Here is an 18,796-nt window from a genome sequence, read left to right on the forward strand (position 1 = left end):
GAAGCTATTGTAAATTTTAATCAAACTTTTGCGTTTTTTTGTATGTAAACTTTACTGCTATGATTACAAATACCGAATTAGAACAAAAAGGAAATTTATTTCCTTCAAAAATAATCAACTTTAGTAAAGATGTAGATACACTTTACTTTTATACAGAAAATGATGTTGTTTTACAACTTACAGTGTTAAGAGATAGCGTACTTCGTTTTAGATATACTACAACAGGTAATTTTGAAAATGATTTTTCCTATGCAATTACAAAATATGCAAGTACAGGATACAATCATTTAGAAATTTCTGAAAATGAAAAATTTTACATAGTTAGAACTTCAAAACTTATCTGTAATATTTCTAAAGAAAATTTAAAAATTTCTATTTATGATAGTTTAGATGGTACATTAATTAATGAAGACGAGCTTGGTTTTCATTGGGAAGAAAGTTACCATTATGGCGGTAATATTGTTAAAATGAGTAAAACCATTAACGATAAAGAAAGCTATTATGGATTAGGTGATAAACCAGAACATTTAAACTTAAAAGGAAAGCGTTTTGAAAATTGGGTTACAGATAGTTATGCGTTTGGTAAACATACAGATCCAATTTATAAAGCCATTCCGTTTTACACTGGATTACATCATAATAAATCTTACGGGATATTTTTTGATAATTCGTTTAGATCATATTTTGATTTTGGTCAGGAACGAAGACACGTTACAAGCTTTTGGGCACAAGGTGGAGAAATGAATTATTATTTCATTTACGGTCCTAAAATGAATGATGTCATAGAAAGTTACACAGATTTAACAGGAAAACCACATCAATTACCACCGTTATGGGCTTTAGGATTTCATCAATGTAAATGGAGTTATTACCCAGAAAGTGAAGTAAAAGAGATAACATCTACTTTTAGAAAATTACAAATCCCATGTGATGCTATTTATTTAGATATAGATTATATGGATGGATTTAGATGTTTTACATGGAATAAAGAATATTTTCCTGATCCAAAACGAATGGTTGCCGAGTTGGCTGCAGAAGGATTTAAAACCGTTGCCATTATAGATCCAGGAATTAAAATAGATAAAGAATATTCGGTGTTTAAAGAGGCTTTAGACAACGATTATTTTTGCAAAAGAGCAGATGGACCTTACATGAAAGGAAAAGTTTGGCCAGGTGAGTGTTATTTTCCAGATTTTACAAAACCAGAAGTTAGAGATTGGTGGTCAGGATTATTTAAAGAATTAATAGAAGATATTGGTGTAAAAGGTGTTTGGAATGACATGAACGAACCAGCAGTAATGGAAGTTCCAAATAAAACATTTCCGGATGATGTAAGACATGATTACGACGGTAATCCTTGCAGTCATCGTAAAGCACATAATATTTATGGTATGCAAATGGCAAGAGCAACGTACCATGGATTAAAAAAGTTTAATTATCCAAAACGTCCGTTTGTAATTACTAGATCTGCTTATTCTGGGACACAAAGATATACATCTACTTGGACAGGCGATAATGTTGCAACTTGGGAACATTTAAATATTGCAAATATTCAAGCACAAAGAATGGCAATGTCTGGATTTAGTTTTGTTGGAAGTGATATTGGTGGTTTTGCAGAACAGCCTCAAAGCGAACTTTTTACACGCTGGATACAGTTAGGTGTTTTTCATCCGTTTTGTCGTGTTCATTCTTCTGGTGATCATGGTAATCAAGAACCTTGGGCTTTTGACGAAGATGTAACCAATATTGTTAGAAAATTTATAGAATTACGCTATCAGCTATTACCATATCTATATACTGCTTTTTGGAAATTAGTAGAGCAAGGTACACCTTTATTAAAATCGTTAGTACTTTTTGATCAAGAAGATCCGCAAACACATTACAGAACAGACGAATTTATTTATGGTAATAAAATCTTAGTTTGTCCAGTACAAGAACCAAATGCTAAAGGTAGAAGAATGTATATTCCTAGAGGAAAATGGTATAACTTTTGGACCGAAGAAGTGGTAGAAGGAGGAAAAGAAAAATGGGTAGATGCAGAGATAGATAGTATGCCAATTTTTGTAAAAGAAGGTGCAATAATCCCTAAATACCCAATACAGCAACACGTAAAAGAAAAACAAATAGATCAAGTCACCTTAGATGTATATTATAAAGAAGGCAAAGAGCAATCAGAATTATACGATGATGCTCACGATGGTTACGATTACACAAAAGGAAGATATAGTTATAGGACTTTTAAATTAACAGGTAAGTCTAACGAGTTAATAATACAGCAACATAAAGAAGGTAAATACGAAGCGCCTTATCAAACTTTTAAACTAAATTTACACGGTTTGCCATTTACTATAAACGAAATACAAATTGATAACGAAAAAATAGAATTATCACATTTAAAAGAAAATGGTACAACAGTTATGACTGTAGATAAAAACTTTTCAGAAATTCATTTAATTGGACATTAAAAGTAAATTTTAACCGATTATAGATGAAATTTGTATTTTATCGAAATAAGTACGTGTCAATCCTATCTAAATAGAGATAAAATTGTTTAACTTTTTGTAAATTTATGACAATAGCTAAAAATACTATTTATGAAATATAAAAATCCAATAATTATAGCCTTTACATTGTTAATGTTTTTGTCATGTTCTACAAATCCATTTACAGGTAAAAAAACATTAGCATTAATACCAAATTCTCAATTATTTCCAACTTCATTTTCACAATACAATCAAGTATTATCTGAAGGAAAAGTAATTACAGGAACACAAGAGTCCGAAATGATTAAACGTGTTGGTCAACGTATTGCTGTAGCTGCAGAACGTTGGTTAAATGCAAACGGAAAAACAGGTTATTTAAACGATTATAAATGGGAATATAACCTAATACAAGAAGATGTGGTAAATGCTTGGTGTATGCCAGGTGGTAAAATAGCATTTTACACAGGAATATTACCAGTTGCTCAAAACGAAACTGCAATAGCAGTAATTATGGGACATGAAGTAGCACATGCGTTAGCAAACCATGGTCAACAACGTATGAGTGCTGGTATGTTACAACAAGGATTAGCTGTAGCAGGAAATATTGCCATTAAAGATGAAAAATCTAGAAATGCATTTAATCAATATTACGGTATTGGATCACAAGTTGGTGTAATGTTACCATTTAGTAGAAGCCATGAGACAGAGGCAGATAGAATAGGATTGTATCTTACAGCAATAGCAGGATATAATCCAGATGAAGGTGCAGAATTATGGAAGCGAATGGCACAAGCAAGTGGAGGACAAGCGCCACCAGAAATTTTAAGTACGCATCCGGCAAATCAAACAAGAATAAATAACCTTACAGCACTGTCGCCTCAAGCAAAAGCTGAAGCAAAAAAGTTTGGAGTAAGTGCTTTTAGACCAATTGGTAATTATTAGTATTATTAAAAAATAATTAATTAATTTCGAAGCTGTTCTTTAATTAGAGCAGCTTTGTTATTTTTATGGCAACTAACCAATTCTAACCTATGGAAAACCTTCAAAAAGGAAGTAAAAAACTATTAAATGCTTGGGCATTTTACGATTGGGCAAATTCAGTTTACACGTTAACTATTGCATCTTCAATATTTCCTATTTTTTATTCGGCATTATTTATAAATCAAACAGAAAAAATAGTACCAGCGTTTGGATTTGATTTTAAAAGTACTGCGTTAATAACGTTTATTACAGCTTTTACGTTTTTAGTTGTAGCATTTACCTCTCCAATATTATCGGGTATTGCAGATTATGTAGGGAATAAAAAAAACTTTCTGAAATTTTTCTGTTACGTTGGTGGTTTTGGTTGTATAGGATTATATTTTTTCAGTTTAGAAAATATTTATATCAGTCTGTTATTCTATTTTATGGGATTAATAGGATATTGGGGAAGTTTGGTATTTTACAACTCATACTTACCAGATATAGCTTATCCAGAACAGCAAGATAGTATTAGTGCAAAAGGATTTAGTATGGGATATATTGGTAGTGTAACACTACTAGTTATTAATTTGGTAATGGTTATGTATCCTAATGTTTTTTTTATCGCTGATGAAGTTTTAGAAAACGGACAAATTGTTCAATCAGCATCTCAAGTGGCAATGCGTTACTCTTTTGTAATGGTTGGTATTTGGTGGATTGGATTTAGTCAATATAGTTTTTATTGGTTACCTAAAGGAACTTCTACAGGACAAAAAGTTACTAAAGATGTGGTTTTAAACGGTTTTAAAGAACTTAAAATAGTTTGGAGAGCATTAAAACAAAACATAGTTCTTAAAAAATATTTACAATCGTTTTTTGTGTTTAGTATGGCTGTTCAAACTATTATGTTGGTAGCAGTATATTTTGGTGAAGAAGAAATTAATTGGGGAAGTGACGATGCTAAAACAATGGGTTTAATTGTAAGTATTTTAATCATACAATTAATAGCTATTTTAGGTGCAATTTTAACATCTAGAGCATCATCTAAATTTGGAAATATAAAAACATTAATTGCGATTAATTTTATATGGATGAGTTTATGTTTTTATGCTTATTTCATGGAATCGCCTATGCAATTTTATATTGCTGCAGCTTCAGTTGGATTTGTTATGGGAGGAATACAAAGTTTAGCACGATCTACATACTCTAAATTTTTGCCAGAAACTAAAGATACGACCTCTTACTTTAGCTTTTTTGATGTTGCTGAAAAAATAGGAATTGTAATAGGTATGTTAATTTACGGAACAATAGATCAAGTTACAGGAAGTATGAGAAATTCTATTTTATTCTTATTTATCTTTTTCTTAATTGGCATATTCTTACTTTTTAGAGTATTAAAGCAACAAAAATTAGAATAAATCTTTATGTTTGTAATCACAAAGAACATAATTATGAAACTATCTACTCTTACTTTTTTAGCACTATTTATTCTACTAACAGCTTTTACTTGTGAAAATGAACCTTTAGAAGGTGATTTTGTTGTAGAAGAATCTAATGACGGAAATACAAACAATCCTAATAACGTAGCATTAGAAGGAACTTGGTTATTAACAGCATGGAATAGTGATAATCCTGTAGATATTAATAATGATGGTACAGCTAGTACAAATTTATTAGCAGAATTTAATTGCTATAATAATGAAACTTTAGTTTTTACTTCTAATGGAATGGGAAGTGCAAACAGTACGTCTTATGCAGATTTTTCTTTTGAAATTGAAGTGGGAACAACAGATAGTTATATTTACTCTGTAGACTGTATACAAGAGACAGAAATATCACCTTTTACATGGATACAATCTGGTAATAATGTAGCAATAAGTGTTACTGGCGGAGTAACAACTAACTGGACCTTAACCAATAATCAATTATCTATTTTAATTCCTGAAGGTTTTATGGCTTTTAGTGAAGACTTTACTACAACAGTGACCGAAGATTTAACTTTTGTTTATACCAAACAATAAGTATAGCATAATAAAAAAAAGCCACTATTTAAATAGTGGCTTTTTTTATGTAATTAAAATTTTACTAGTTACTTATATCTCCAGAACCAGTTACTTTTTTATTTACTTTTTCTGGATGTCCTTTGTATTCAATATCACCAGATCCAGTAACTTTTGCATCTAATTCTTTTTTTGCAATTACTTCTATGTCACCAGATCCTGTAACTTTAGCTTTAGTATGATTTGCCTCTAATCTAGCTCCGTGAAAATCTCCAGATCCTGTAACTGTAACATCTAATAGATTTGTTACACCTGTTAAAGTTAAATCTCCAGATCCTGTAACTGTTGCTTCTATATCGCTTGCTTCTACATCTAAAGTAATATCACCAGATCCTGATATTTTAGACTTAAAATTTCTAGATTTTATAGTTGTATTTGTAGTTACATCTCCAGATCCGGATAAACTAACTTCATCTATATCTTGATAAGGAATTATAATTTTTATTGTTTTATTAAAACTAGGTCTTAGGTTAATATTGTTTTCAATTTTAATAATTAATGTACTGCCTTGTGTTTCTGTAATGATATAATCCAATAGATTACTTTCTCCTTCAAGAGTAATGTTACCTTCTTTACCATTTACTAAATTAAAGTCCATCCAACCAGCTAATTTTATTTGATCATAGCTAGATGTAGTTTTTGTTATTGTAGTAACATTACCGTTTCCTTTTATTTTTTTGTTTCCCCATTGTGCGTAACTACAATTAAAGCTTAACACAGTAATTACTGTAATTAAAGAGATTTTAAACGTTTTCATTTGTTTAGATATTTATAGATTAATAGTTTATTTATTGTCAAAAGTCACACTACCGTAATCGGAGTTTATTCTAATCAGGTTTCCAGAGCTACTTTTTAAGTTATACCCTTTATAGTGTTTGCTTGTAGATTTTACATCTCTTAAATTAAATTCAAAATCGTCATCACCACTAAGTCCGCCATAGTCTAAATCGATTTCAAAATCAAATGCATATTGGCTATCTATTCCAATTTTAATACCAACGTAATCAGAATCTATAAACACATTTCTAGCGTTTTTGGTCATTTTTTCAATTTTTATAGAGCCATAATCAGCTTCAATAGAAATGTTTTTATAAACATCACCAACAACAACAGTCAGGTAATCACCGTTTCCTTTTAAATTATTGATATTGTTAACTCTTAAACTTCCGTAATCGCAATTGTAATTAACGTTTTCGGCAATTTCTATTAAAGAATTTGTGTAATCTGCAATAATATCCAATTGTTTAGCTTTTGCTACTGTATAACCGCTGTAATCAGCATTAATTCGTCCTTTATTTATGTATTCAAAATAGCTGTTATTTGTATAGTCAAAAGTAAGGTTGTTAGTTGTGCCTAATAACTCTTTAGTAGTTATTTTACCATAATCACAGTTAATAGTGGCGTTACCTTCTAAAGTTCCTAAATTTATGCTGCCATAATCGTTGGTTAGGTCTACATTATTGGTTTTTGGCATTTTAACTAAATAGTTAATTTTAATATTTACGTTGTTTTTACTATTCCAATTCCACCAAGAACTTTTTTTAGAAGTACCTATTCTTGTTTGCGCAGAAACATAAGTATCGTTTGCAGAAAAATCTACTGTAATATCATCTAGTTTTTCTTGAACATCTTCAAGATCGTTACCGTTTGTAGAAATTATTATTTCAAAAACAATTTTGTTTTGATCCCAAGTAACAATATCAAGATTGCCATATTTGTTATCAATTTTTAGTGTTGCGTTGCTGCTAACATCGTAAGATTTATTAATTGTTTTTTTCTTGGTGTGTTTGCCTTCCCAATTGGTCAAATTATTTGCTGTAATTAATACAGGAAATAAGAGAAGTAGAGTTAGGTTATATAGTAGTTTCATAATTATTTTGTTTAAGTTCTTTTTGGTCTTCTATGTATTGTAAAGTGGTTTTTAAAATATCTATTCGGTTTTGAAAGTTGGTAATCATTGCAAAAATCACAAGCTGATCTTCACCACTTTCATTAAGGCTAATTTTAAGTTGTTCGTATTCTTTTTCTAGTTCTTCTAATCTAAACATAGCATCTTTTATAATTGCTTTTGTATCTTCAGTTTGTACGTTTTTAAGTTTATTTAATTCAAAAGCAATTGTACTTGTAAAAAAATGTTGGGTTTCTGCCATTTCTGGAGAAACACTTGCTAAATCGTATACAGGTTGTTCTGTTTTTAAAGCAAAACTTATGGTTACTATTAAAACAATTGTTGCAGCAACAGCCAATAGAGGTTTTAAATAACTTTTAGTTGTCTTAGCAACTTGTTGTTGGTTATTTAGTTTGTTTAAAAATCTATCTTGATGACCAATTGTAGGATTTTGTGTATCCCATTGGTTATTTAATCTATCAAATAGTTGATCTAAATTATCTTTGCTCATAATAATTAGTATAACTGTTCTAGTTTTTTTCTTAAGCTATTTTTTGCTCTAGAAATCATTGTTCTACAATTAGCATAGCTAATGTTTAGTACATCACCAATTTCTTCGTAATCGTAACCTTCAATTAAATTTAATGTAAGTACGACTTTATAATTTGGTTTTAAATGGTTTAAAGTTTCAAGTACTTGTTGCGCTTTTATAGATGTAAAATCTGTTTGATTATCTACACCTTGATGGTCTTCTACTTTATACATTACATGATCTAAGTTTACATCTAAATGCTTGTTTTTATTAAATGCATGTATGCTATTGTTAATTACTATTCGTTTTAACCAACCACCAAAAGTACTTTTATCTTTTAGCGTATCTAGTTTTGAAAACGCTGTAATAAAAGAGTCTTGCATAATATCTTCAGCTTCAAAACTATTATTTACAATCCTAAAAGACGTGTTATACATAGCATGGTAATATCTATTGTAAAGCTCAATTTGAGCTTTTTGATTACCAGTTATACATAGCATAACAAGCTGTTTTGTATTGTGATTAGTTAGTGACAAATAATTGATGGTTTGTTATTAAGAGTTAAATTAATAATCATTGTTACACTTTTTAGATTTTTTTTTAAAATTATTTAAAAAGCTTAGTAAATAGTAATGTTTTAAATTACGGTTAATATGGCACGTTAATTGAATTTTATTAGCATATACATAATCTTTAAATCATGTTATAGTAAACATTATCAATGGTTTAGGTTGTGTTTTGTAAATAACTATTAAAAGTAAAAAGGTGAAAATGTTATAAATCTGTGACATTTTGACCTAAAACATATCTATGAAAAAATCTAATTTTATATCACTTGACAGTTTGTCATTACAGGATTTTGACGAAAATTCAGAATTAATTCCATTAATGACACCTGAAGATGAAGAAAAAATAAACAAAGAAGAATTACCAGCAAGTTTACCAATTTTATCTTTACGTAATACGGTGTTATTTCCAGGTGTAGTTATTCCTATTACTGCAGGAAGAGATAAATCTATAAAACTAATTAACGACGCCAATAAAGGCGGAAAAGTAATTGGTGTTGTAGCACAAAAAGATGAAGACGTAGAAGATCCAAAAGCTGCAGATATCAATCAAGTTGGTACTGTTGCAAGAATTTTAAAGGTATTAAAAATGCCTGATGGTAACACAACCGTGATTATTCAAGGTAAAAAACGCTTTAAGATAGATCAAGTTATTACAGAAGATCCTTATATACAAGCAACAATTACCGAAGTAGCAAAAGCAACGCCTGCGCCAAAAACAGAAGAATTTAATGCAATTATAGATAGTATTAAAGACTTAGCTGTGCAAATTATCAAGGATAGTCCAAACATACCTACAGAAGCGACGTTTGCTATAAAAAATATAGAAAGCGAATCGTTTTTAATCAACTTTGTGTCTTCTAATATGAATTTAACAGTAGAAGAAAAACAAAAGTTATTAGAAATAGATGATCTTCAAGATAGAGCATTAGAAACGTTACGTTACATGAATATCGAACTTCAAAAACTGGAGTTAAAAAACGATATACAATCCAAAGTACAAAGTGACTTAAATCAGCAACAACGTGAGTATTTCTTAAATCAGCAATTAAAAACCATTCAAGAAGAATTAGGTGGCGGAAATGCTGAAGAAATTGAAGAAATGAAAACTCGTGCCAAATCTAAAAACTGGGACGAAAAAGTGGCAAAGCATTTTGAAAAGGAATTATCTAAAATGCAAAGAATGAATCCGCAAGTTGCCGAGTATTCTATTCAACGTAACTATTTAGATTTATTTTTAGACTTACCGTGGAACGAGTTTAGCGAAGATAAATTTGATTTAAAACGCGCACAAAAAATATTAGATCGTGATCATTATGGTTTAGACGATGTTAAAAAACGTATCATAGAGCATTTAGCAGTTTTAAAATTGCGAAATGATATGAAATCGCCAATTATCTGTCTATACGGTCCACCAGGAGTTGGTAAAACATCTTTAGGAAAATCTATTGCAGAAGCTTTAGGTAGAGAATACGTGCGTATTAGTTTAGGAGGATTACGTGATGAGGCAGAAATTAGAGGTCACCGTAAAACATACATTGGTGCAATGCCAGGTCGTATTATACAAAGTCTTAAAAAAGCAGGAACTTCAAATCCGGTTTTTGTATTAGATGAAATTGATAAGTTGTCAAATTCGCATCAAGGTGATCCTTCTTCAGCATTATTAGAAGTGTTAGATCCAGAGCAAAATAGCGAGTTTCATGATAACTTCTTAGAAATGGGTTACGACCTATCAAAAGTAATGTTTATTGCCACTTCAAATAGTTTAAATACCATTCAGCCAGCATTAAGAGACCGTATGGAAATCATTAATGTTACAGGTTATACTATCGAAGAAAAAGTTGAAATAGCTAAGCGTCACTTACTACCTAAACAGTTAAAAGAACACGGTTTAAGTGATAAAGATTTAAAAATTGGTAAAGCTCAGTTAGAAAAAATAGTTGAAGGTTACACACGCGAATCTGGTGTACGTGGATTAGAAAAACAAATAGCAAAAATGGTGCGTCACGCAGCAAAAAATATTGCTATGGAAGAAGAGTACAACATTAAGGTAACTAACCAAGATGTAATAGATGTACTTGGCGGACCAAAATTAGAGCGTGATAAATACGAGAATAATAACGTTGCAGGTGTAGTTACAGGATTGGCTTGGACACGTGTTGGCGGTGATATATTATTTATAGAATCTATTTTGTCTAAAGGAAAAGGAGCAATGACAATTACCGGTAATTTAGGTAAAGTCATGAAAGAGTCTGCGACAATTGCTATGGAATATATTAAAGCAAATGCCGAAATTTTAGGAATAAAATCAGATGTCTTTAATAATTATAACGTTCATATTCACGTACCAGAAGGCGCAACTCCAAAAGATGGACCAAGCGCAGGAGTAACTATGTTAACGTCTTTAGTGTCATTATTTACTCAAAAGAAAGTAAAAAAGAGCATAGCAATGACTGGAGAAATTACACTTCGTGGGAAAGTTTTGCCAGTTGGTGGAATAAAAGAAAAAATTCTAGCTGCAAAACGCGCAAGAATTAAAGAAATATTACTTTGCGAAGACAATAGACGTGACATAGAAGAAATCAAGCCAGAGTATTTAAAAGGTCTTACATTTCACTATGTAACAGATATGAAAGATGTAATAGATATAGCGATAACTAATACAAAAGTTAAAAACGCTAAAACATTATAATTTTTATATAAAAATGAAATATTTTCTATTGGTTGCCATAAGTATGGCAACCTTTTCTGTTAAAGGACAAAATAGTGATCAGATAAATATAATTCTTGATGGTCAACCAGCTGTTTTAAATGTTAAAACAGGCGAAACTAAGTTGCTAAATGGACAAACTATTAAGGAAGGAGTAGTAGTATCCAAAGGTGATTCAGAAAATATTATAACAATACATGCTGTTTTAAAAGGCGAAACGCTTTACAGTATTTCTAAAACGTATGGAATTAGTATTGCACAATTAAAAGCAGTAAACAATCTATCCAATAATATTATAAATGTAAACCAAACTTTAAAAATTGGTTATGATAGTTCAAGAGAAATTAAAAACTATTGGAAAGTAAAAAAAGGAGATACTTTATATGCAATTGCTAGGCAAACAGGTTTGTCGGTAGATGTAATAAAACGAATAAATAATTTACAAAACAACATTATAAAAATAGATCAGGTGTTGTTGTTAAAGTAATTAAAATCAATGCTTTATATTTGCTTTGGCAAACTTTAATTATTTCATATGAAACGCTTAATACTTATCTCATTTTTATTAATTTTTCAATTCAGTTTCAGTCAAGAAAATGAAGAGTTTTTACCAATCGTGATAGAAGGTCAAGATGCTTTTTTATCTACAAAAACAGGCGAATATGTACTTTTAGATCATGATAATACCAACCCAAAAGAGTTAAAAACTACAGCAAGTGGTGTTGTTTATAACGATATAAAAATTCATGAAATTAAAAAAGGTGAAACCTTAAGTAAAATAGCCAAACAATACAATGTAGATGTAAATCAATTAATGGAAGATAATGACTTGTCTTCTAAAAAATTAGATTTAAACCAAAAGCTAAAAATTATAATTAAAAAATTAATTCCTTCAAGTAGTCCAACTATTAGTTATTCTGGTGACGAAAGAATTGTAGCAAGACTACAACCGGGACAATCACCATCTACCTTATCGCCGCCACCAGTAAATAATAAACCAAATGCGACAACAAATAAAAGCGCACAAAACACTTTGTCAAAACCAATTTTGATACCTAACACTTCAGAAAATAATGAAACTGATGAGGTAAAAAAAGCAAAATTAGAATTGTTAGAAGCGCAAAAGAAGTTGGAAGAGGCAAAGCTTAAAGCTTCTAAAGAAAATCAACTACCAGAATATCATACCATAAAAAAGAACGAAACCTTTTATAGTATAGCTAAACAATACAATTTAACAGTTCAAGAGTTAAAGCAATTAAATAAAGTAGATATTAATAACCTTAAAATAGGACAAAAGATTAAATTACGTTAAAAAAATAAATCAACTATAATATCGTTTTAAAAGAGATTTATTTATTTTGCAGCGTTTATGTATAAAAAAATTGTCCCACTAGTACTATTCTTTTTTAGCACGTATTGTTTTTCGCAATTAGGTGGACAATCTACATATCAATTTTTAAATTTAGTTGCTTCGCCGCGTCAAGCAGCGCTTGGTGGTAAAGTCTTAACCAATGTAGACTATGATGTGACACAAGCATTATATAACCCTTCTACTATTAATGTAAATATGGATAACCAATTTGCATTAAACTACAGTAGCTATTTAGGCGGAATAAACTACGGTACTGCTGCATATGCCTATACTTGGGACAGACGTACGCAAACCTTTCATGCTGGAGTAACCTATATTAATTATGGTGATTTTGATGGTTATGACGAGCAAGGAAATCCTACCGGAAGTTTTACAGGTAATGAAGCAGCTTTATCTCTTGGTTATGCTCTACAAATTGGCTACAGCGATTTTTATTTTGGAACAAACGTTAAGTTTATTTCATCAAGTTTAGAGCAATATAATTCTTTAGGAATAGCAACAGATTTAGGTTTACTTTATGTAGACGAAGATTTAGAATTTCAAGCAACCTTAGTTGTACGTAATTTAGGAACACAAATTACTACCTATGCTGGCAGACAAGAATCCTTACCATTGGAGATTAATATTGGATTAAGTCAGACTTTAGAAAACATTCCTTTACGTTGGCACTTAACTTTTGAAAATCTTCAAGAATGGCCAATTGGCGTTTCAAATCCAGCAAGAGCAACAACAGATTTAGAAGGTAATCAAACTCAAGAAAACGTTGGCTTTTTAAATAATGTAATGCGCCATACAATTATTGGAGCAGAACTTTTTCCAGATAAAGGATTTAATATTCGCTTAGGATATAATTTTAGAAGAGCCGAAGAATTAAGGATTGTAGACCAAAGAAATTTTTCTGGATTATCGGCTGGATTTGCAGTAAAACTAAACAAACTTCGTTTTAGTTACACGCATGCAAAATATACTGCAGCAGCAAATGCCAACTTTTTTGGATTGCATATAGATTTGCAGTAATTTAAATTATTTTAAAAACTAAATTTTATCTTACTTTTGCAATCTAAAGTTTAAAACGTGCAAAAAATAACTATCGCAATAGACGGATTTTCTTCTACTGGAAAAAGTACTGTTGCCAAACAATTAGCAAAACATTTAGGATATATTTATGTAGATTCTGGCGCAATGTATAGAGCTGTAACCTTATATACAATGCAAAACGGATGGATAGATAAAGACCATTTTGATGTGATAGCATTAGTTACCAATTTAGATAAAATAACTATTAGTTTTAAATTTAATGATCAATTAGGTTTTGCTGAAGTTTACTTAAATGGAGAAAACGTAGAAAAACAAATTAGAACATTAGAAGTCTCTAGTTATGTAAGCAAAGTTGCAGCAATACCAGAAGTACGATACCAATTAGTTAAGCAACAACACCAAATGGGAAAAGATAAAGGTGTTGTTATGGATGGTCGTGATATTGGAACAGTGGTTTTTCCTAATGCAGAATTAAAATTGTTTATGACTGCATCTGCCGAAACTAGAGCACAAAGACGTTATGACGAACTAATAAATAGAGGCGATCAAGTAAATTACGAAGATGTCTTAAAAAATGTAAGAGAAAGAGATTATATAGACTCTAACCGCGAAAATTCTCCGCTTACAAAAGCTGAAGATGCTATAGAAATTGACAATTCTAATTTAACGTTAGAACAACAATTTGAAAAAATACTAAGCTTAGTTAATAAAGCAATTGATAAATAAAAAAAGCGAACTATTAAGTTCGCTTTTTAGTAATTTCAAAAATCTTATAAATTAGGAATTTTAAGTTCTTGATCAGGATGTATCACATCAGGATTATTTAAAATGTCCTTGTTAGCTTCAAAAATTGCAGTGTATTTTCCTGCATTTCCGTAATAATGCTTAGCTATTTTACCTAAAGTATCACCACTTTTTACAGTGTGTTTTGCATAAATACTCTCATCTGCAACAGTGATATTAGCTTTTATATCTTCAGGAGATTCAGTTCCAGCTACTGCTTTAATCTCATCCCAAATTAAGTTTTTTTCGTACTGCGTAGCAGCTGTACCTTTAACTTTTAAAATTCCGTTTTCTTCCCAAACGTCTCCATTTTGAATATTTAATTTTTCTCCTAAATCTAAAACGCTTTGGTATTTTGCTTTAACTGCCATAAGTAAATAAGTTTTATTGTTAATTCTACTATAAAGATAAATAATAGAACATCAATTAATTTAAAATTAAAGTTAACTAAATCACTTATATCGATAAAGTGTAATTTTTCACCGATATAATGTGATAAAATTCTAAGATTTTCAAATTTATAATTATTCTGATTTTCAGGACATTAAAAATTTAAAATAAATTAGGCAATATTGTTAAAATGTACTATTTTTGCACTCCTTTTAGCGAGAAATGGATTTTAAAAGGAATAGATATAAAAATAATTATAACGCTTCTGTAGATTTATCGCTTAAATAATCCACAAAATCACAGAATACAAACACAGTGTTTAAATTTCCGCGAAAGCGAAAATAAACATTGCATTAAATTAAATGGCTGAAAAAGCACAAGACGCTCAGGTTGAAGCAACCGAAGCAAAACAAAACAATGCTCCAGAAGTTTCTGAAGCTCAAAAAAATCCTGAAAAATTCTTAAAAGAGTTTAACTGGCACAACTACCAAGAAGGTATTGATGAGGTTGAAGATTCTCAATTAAAAGAATTTGAAAAATTAGTATCTGAAAACTTCGTAGATACTTTAGATGACGAAGTTGTAGAAGGAGAAGTTATTCACATTACAGATCGTGATGCTATTATTGACATTAACGCAAAATCTGAAGGTGTTATTTCTTTAAACGAATTTAGATACAACCCAAACTTAGCAGTAGGAGACAAGGTAGAAGTATTAATAGATGTTCGTGAAGACGCAACAGGACAATTAGTATTATCTCACCGTAAAGCTCGTGTAATCAAAGCTTGGGATAGAGTTAACAAGGCTCACGAAACTGGAGAAATCGTAAACGGTTTTGTAAAGTGTCGTACAAAAGGAGGTATGATTGTAGACGTATTTGGTATCGAAGCATTCTTACCAGGATCTCAAATTGATGTTAAACCAATTAGAGATTACGATCAGTACGTAAACAAAACAATGGAATTTAAGGTTGTTAAAATTAACCATGAATTTAAAAACGTTGTTGTTTCTCATAAAGCGCTTATCGAAGCAGATATCGAAGAGCAAAAGAAAGAAATTATTGGTCAATTAGAAAAAGGTCAAGTATTAGAAGGTGTTGTTAAAAACATCACATCTTACGGTGTATTTATTGATCTTGGTGGTGTAGATGGATTAATCCACATTACAGACTTATCATGGTCTCGTATTAACCATCCAAACGAAATCGTTGAATTAGACCAAAAATTAAACGTTGTAATCTTAGACTTTGATGAAGATAAGTCAAGAATCCAATTAGGTCTTAAACAATTATCTAAACATCCTTGGGATGCATTAGGAGAAGAAGTTGCAGTAGGAGACAAAGTAAAAGGTAAAGTAGTTGTAATCGCAGATTACGGTGCATTTATCGAAGTTGCAGAAGGTGTAGAAGGATTAGTACACGTATCTGAAATGTCTTGGTCTACTCACTTACGTTCTGCTAACGACTTTGTAAGCGTTGGTGACGAAGTAGAAGCAGTTATCTTAACATTAGATAGAGAAGATCGTAAAATGTCTTTAGGTATTAAGCAATTAACACCAGATCCATGGACAGATATTACAACTAAATATCCTGTAGGTTCTAAACACACAGGAACTGTACGTAACTTCACTAACTTTGGTGTATTTGTAGAATTAGAAGAAGGTATTGATGGATTAATTTACATCTCTGATTTATCTTGGACTAAGAAAATTAAGCATCCATCTGAGTTCTGTAACGTTGGAGATAAATTAGACGTTGTAGTATTAGAGTTAGATGTAGAAGGACGTAAATTATCTTTAGGTCACAAACAAACTACAGAAAACCCATGGGATAAGTACGAAGCAGACTTTGCTATTGGAACAACTCATACTGCCGAAATCGCAGACGTAGTAGACAAAGGAGCTACAATAGAGTTTAACGAAGATATCGTTGCTTTTGTACCTTCTCGTCATATGGAAAAAGAAGACGGTAAAATGCTTAAAAAAGGAGACACTGCTGAATTTAAAATTATTGAATTCAATAAAGAATTTAAGCGTGTTGTAGCATCTCATACTGCTATATTTAAAGCAGAAGAAATTGCTAACGTAAAAGCTGCTGCTAAAAAAGCAGAAGCTCAAGCTGCTGAAGCTAAACCAACTTTAGGTGATGCTAACGAAGCTTTACAAGCATTAAAAGATAAAATGGACGGTAAGAAATAATCTTACTTAATTTTATATAAAATCAGCCTTTCAATTAATTTTGAAAGGCTTTTTTTATACGTGTATTTTAACCGATTTAGACAACTCTTAATCAATTAAAGTTATTAGTTATTAAAATGATATTAATTAGATGTTGTTTTTAAGCGTTGTATAAAGTGTTGATAAACAGATATGTGTAAGAATTATATTGTTAAACCGATTATTCAATCAAAATTCTGTTAAGAAACGTTAAAGTTTAATGTATTTTATCGAAATTAGTTTTTGTATCTCTTCCTAATCAATTAACTTCAAGATAAATATGATAATTATACACTTGTAATATGTGCACAATTAGGGTTTTATAATTAAAGTATTGTTTCCCTAAATAGATTGATAGTAATATTTATTAACCTAATTTTTATGTTATGAAAAACAAATTACTATTTACACTTGTATTACTTGTATCTCTTAATTTTATTTACGCTCAAAGTGGAGATACTATTAACGATGCTATAGAAGTTGACGGAACGTTAACTAACGTAGACGTTTTAGACTACAACTCTGCATCAAATTCCGGATTAGTTCCAGCCTGTATATCTGCAGAAGATGTGTTTTATAAACACACAGTTAATGTAGGTAACAATAAAATGACCATTGGTATGGCAAGTGCAGGATTAGCACTTGTGACAGATGTCGAATATCAAATTTTCTTAGCACCAGAAGGTGATATAGGACAACTCCAAGAATTAGACTGCGATGCTTATACAGTTTTTGTTTTGGTTGGAGGTAGTTTTCAATTTGTAATAGATGATATTGGTACAGCCAATACCTATTATTTAAGAGTTTATAAAAATTCAGATTCTGGAATAAACTTGTCAAGTTTATTAGGAAGTACTTCCATCACTATGGATAGCGAATTTGATCCAACTTTAAGTACGGCAAATTTTGAAACAACTAAAACTAAAATAATCAATAAAGATCAAGAACTAGAAATCGTAGGTAATACAACTTTTGAAAATTCTACAATCTATACAATAGATGGTAGACAAGTACAAACTAAATCCAACACCGTTATAGATAAAGTAGATATATCTAATTTAAGTAGAGGTTTATACGTTTTAGTGTTAGAAAATGATACATCAATACATAAACATAAATTTATTAAGAAGTGATAGCGATTCTTAATAATAAGAAAGGAGTTTTAGAAATAAAGCTCCTTTTTTTATATATCACAAAAAACACCTTTTAACTTCTAATATTTTACTTTACCTTTGTTTACCAAACATGTTTGGAATACTATGAGTCAAAGAGTGCTTCTTAATGCAACCGAAATAAACATTATACTTCATAGGCTGGCTTGTCAACTTATCGAAAATCATAACGATTTTTCAAATACAGTATTAATAGGAATACAACCAAGAGGCAAATTTTTAGCCAATCGTTTAGCAAAACTTCTAAGAGAAGATTATAACATAGCTGACCTTCAATTAGGACATTTAGATATCACATTTTATAGAGACGACTTTAGACGAAGCGATAAACCTTTAGAAGCTAATAAAACAGAAATTAATTTTGTAGTCGAAGACAAAAATGTAGTGTTTATCGATGATGTATTATATACTGGACGAAGCATTAGAGCAGCATTAACAGCAATTCAAAGTTTTGGAAGACCTTCAGAAATAGAATTACTTACCTTAATAGATAGAAGATTTAGCAGACATCTACCAATTCAACCCAACTATAGAGGTAGACAAGTAGATGCTATAAATAACGAAAAAGTTAAAGTTAACTGGATAGAAAACGCAGACGAAGACACTGTATATCTTATAAATAATTAAAC

17 protein-coding genes are annotated in these 18,796 nt (G+C 30.4%); 12 read left to right on the top strand and 5 right to left on the bottom strand.

The window, feature by feature from the left end:
* Positions 1-59: 59 nt before the first annotated feature.
* From IFB02_RS11835 to IFB02_RS11850, 4 genes are all read left to right on the top strand, one after another.
* A complete protein-coding gene (locus tag IFB02_RS11835; protein WP_106688549.1) occupies positions 60-2,465 on the top strand; it encodes a glycoside hydrolase family 31 protein in 2,406 nt (801 codons plus the stop codon).
* A 129-nt stretch (positions 2,466-2,594) separates the two neighbouring features.
* Entirely contained in the window at positions 2,595-3,425 is an 831-nt protein-coding gene (locus IFB02_RS11840) for a M48 family metallopeptidase (RefSeq protein ID WP_106688550.1), read from the top strand.
* A gap of 89 nt (positions 3,426-3,514) precedes the next feature.
* A complete protein-coding gene (locus tag IFB02_RS11845; protein ID WP_106688551.1) occupies positions 3,515-4,861 on the top strand; it encodes an MFS transporter in 1,347 nt (448 codons plus the stop codon).
* Between the two features lie 33 nt (positions 4,862-4,894).
* Positions 4,895-5,464 (top strand): lipocalin family protein, encoded by a 570-nt coding sequence (locus IFB02_RS11850; RefSeq protein ID WP_106688552.1) that lies wholly within the window; start codon positions 4,895-4,897, stop codon positions 5,462-5,464.
* 64 nt (positions 5,465-5,528) lie between these two features.
* On the opposite strand, the gene IFB02_RS11855 is transcribed toward IFB02_RS11850, so the two are convergent.
* From IFB02_RS11855 to IFB02_RS11870, 4 genes are read right to left on the bottom strand one after another with little or no spacing between them, the layout of a single operon-like run.
* Complete coding sequence (locus tag IFB02_RS11855; protein ID WP_106688553.1) at positions 5,529-6,260, bottom strand: head GIN domain-containing protein; 732 nt, start codon at positions 6,258-6,260, stop codon at positions 5,529-5,531.
* Between the two features lie 27 nt (positions 6,261-6,287).
* On the bottom strand, positions 6,288-7,373 hold the full coding sequence (locus tag IFB02_RS11860; protein ID WP_106688554.1) for a hypothetical protein: 1,086 nt from the start codon (positions 7,371-7,373) through the stop codon (positions 6,288-6,290).
* The gene (locus IFB02_RS11865) at positions 7,357-7,902 is read right to left on the bottom strand and encodes a hypothetical protein (protein ID WP_106688555.1); all 546 of its coding nucleotides are present in this window, start codon (positions 7,900-7,902) and stop codon (positions 7,357-7,359) included. The genes IFB02_RS11860 and IFB02_RS11865 overlap by 17 nt, the downstream gene beginning before the upstream one ends.
* Before the next feature lie 5 nt (positions 7,903-7,907).
* A complete protein-coding gene (locus tag IFB02_RS11870; RefSeq protein WP_106688556.1) occupies positions 7,908-8,423 on the bottom strand; it encodes an RNA polymerase sigma factor in 516 nt (171 codons plus the stop codon).
* Positions 8,424-8,733: 310 nt separating this feature from the next.
* On the opposite strand from IFB02_RS11870, the gene lon reads away from it, so the two are divergent.
* The 5 genes from lon to cmk are packed head-to-tail and all read left to right on the top strand — an operon-like array spanning position 8,734 to position 14,335.
* The gene (gene lon / locus IFB02_RS11875; protein ID WP_106688557.1) at positions 8,734-11,181 is read left to right on the top strand and encodes an endopeptidase La; all 2,448 of its coding nucleotides are present in this window, start codon (positions 8,734-8,736) and stop codon (positions 11,179-11,181) included.
* 13 nt (positions 11,182-11,194) lie between these two features.
* Positions 11,195-11,686, top strand: a complete 492-nt coding sequence (locus tag IFB02_RS11880; RefSeq protein WP_106688558.1) for a LysM peptidoglycan-binding domain-containing protein — start codon at positions 11,195-11,197, stop codon at positions 11,684-11,686.
* Between the two features lie 48 nt (positions 11,687-11,734).
* Positions 11,735-12,511, top strand: a complete 777-nt coding sequence (locus tag IFB02_RS11885; protein WP_106688559.1) for a LysM peptidoglycan-binding domain-containing protein — start codon at positions 11,735-11,737, stop codon at positions 12,509-12,511.
* Positions 12,512-12,568: 57 nt separating this feature from the next.
* Positions 12,569-13,588, top strand: a complete 1,020-nt coding sequence (porQ, locus tag IFB02_RS11890; protein WP_106688560.1) for a type IX secretion system protein PorQ — start codon at positions 12,569-12,571, stop codon at positions 13,586-13,588.
* A gap of 57 nt (positions 13,589-13,645) precedes the next feature.
* The gene (gene cmk, locus IFB02_RS11895) at positions 13,646-14,335 is read left to right on the top strand and encodes a (d)CMP kinase (protein ID WP_106688561.1); all 690 of its coding nucleotides are present in this window, start codon (positions 13,646-13,648) and stop codon (positions 14,333-14,335) included.
* A 44-nt stretch (positions 14,336-14,379) separates the two neighbouring features.
* Here cmk and IFB02_RS11900 read toward each other — a convergent pair whose 3' ends face one another.
* Positions 14,380-14,763: a LysM peptidoglycan-binding domain-containing protein gene (locus tag IFB02_RS11900; protein ID WP_106688562.1), complete on the bottom strand. Its 384-nt coding sequence runs from the start codon at positions 14,761-14,763 to the stop codon at positions 14,380-14,382.
* Between the two features lie 381 nt (positions 14,764-15,144).
* Here IFB02_RS11900 and rpsA point away from each other — a divergent pair, with 381 nt between their 5' ends.
* From rpsA to pyrR, 3 genes are all read left to right on the top strand, one after another.
* Positions 15,145-16,977: a 30S ribosomal protein S1 gene (rpsA, locus tag IFB02_RS11905; protein ID WP_106688563.1), complete on the top strand. Its 1,833-nt coding sequence runs from the start codon at positions 15,145-15,147 to the stop codon at positions 16,975-16,977.
* 404 nt (positions 16,978-17,381) lie between these two features.
* A complete protein-coding gene (locus IFB02_RS11910; RefSeq protein ID WP_191072800.1) occupies positions 17,382-18,128 on the top strand; it encodes a T9SS type A sorting domain-containing protein in 747 nt (248 codons plus the stop codon).
* A 126-nt stretch (positions 18,129-18,254) separates the two neighbouring features.
* Entirely contained in the window at positions 18,255-18,794 is a 540-nt protein-coding gene (gene pyrR / locus IFB02_RS11915; protein ID WP_106688565.1) for a bifunctional pyr operon transcriptional regulator/uracil phosphoribosyltransferase PyrR, read from the top strand.
* Positions 18,795-18,796: the final 2 nt, after the last annotated feature.

Source organism: Mesoflavibacter profundi, assembly GCF_014764305.1.
GTDB classification, from domain to species: domain Bacteria; phylum Bacteroidota; class Bacteroidia; order Flavobacteriales; family Flavobacteriaceae; genus Mesoflavibacter; species Mesoflavibacter profundi.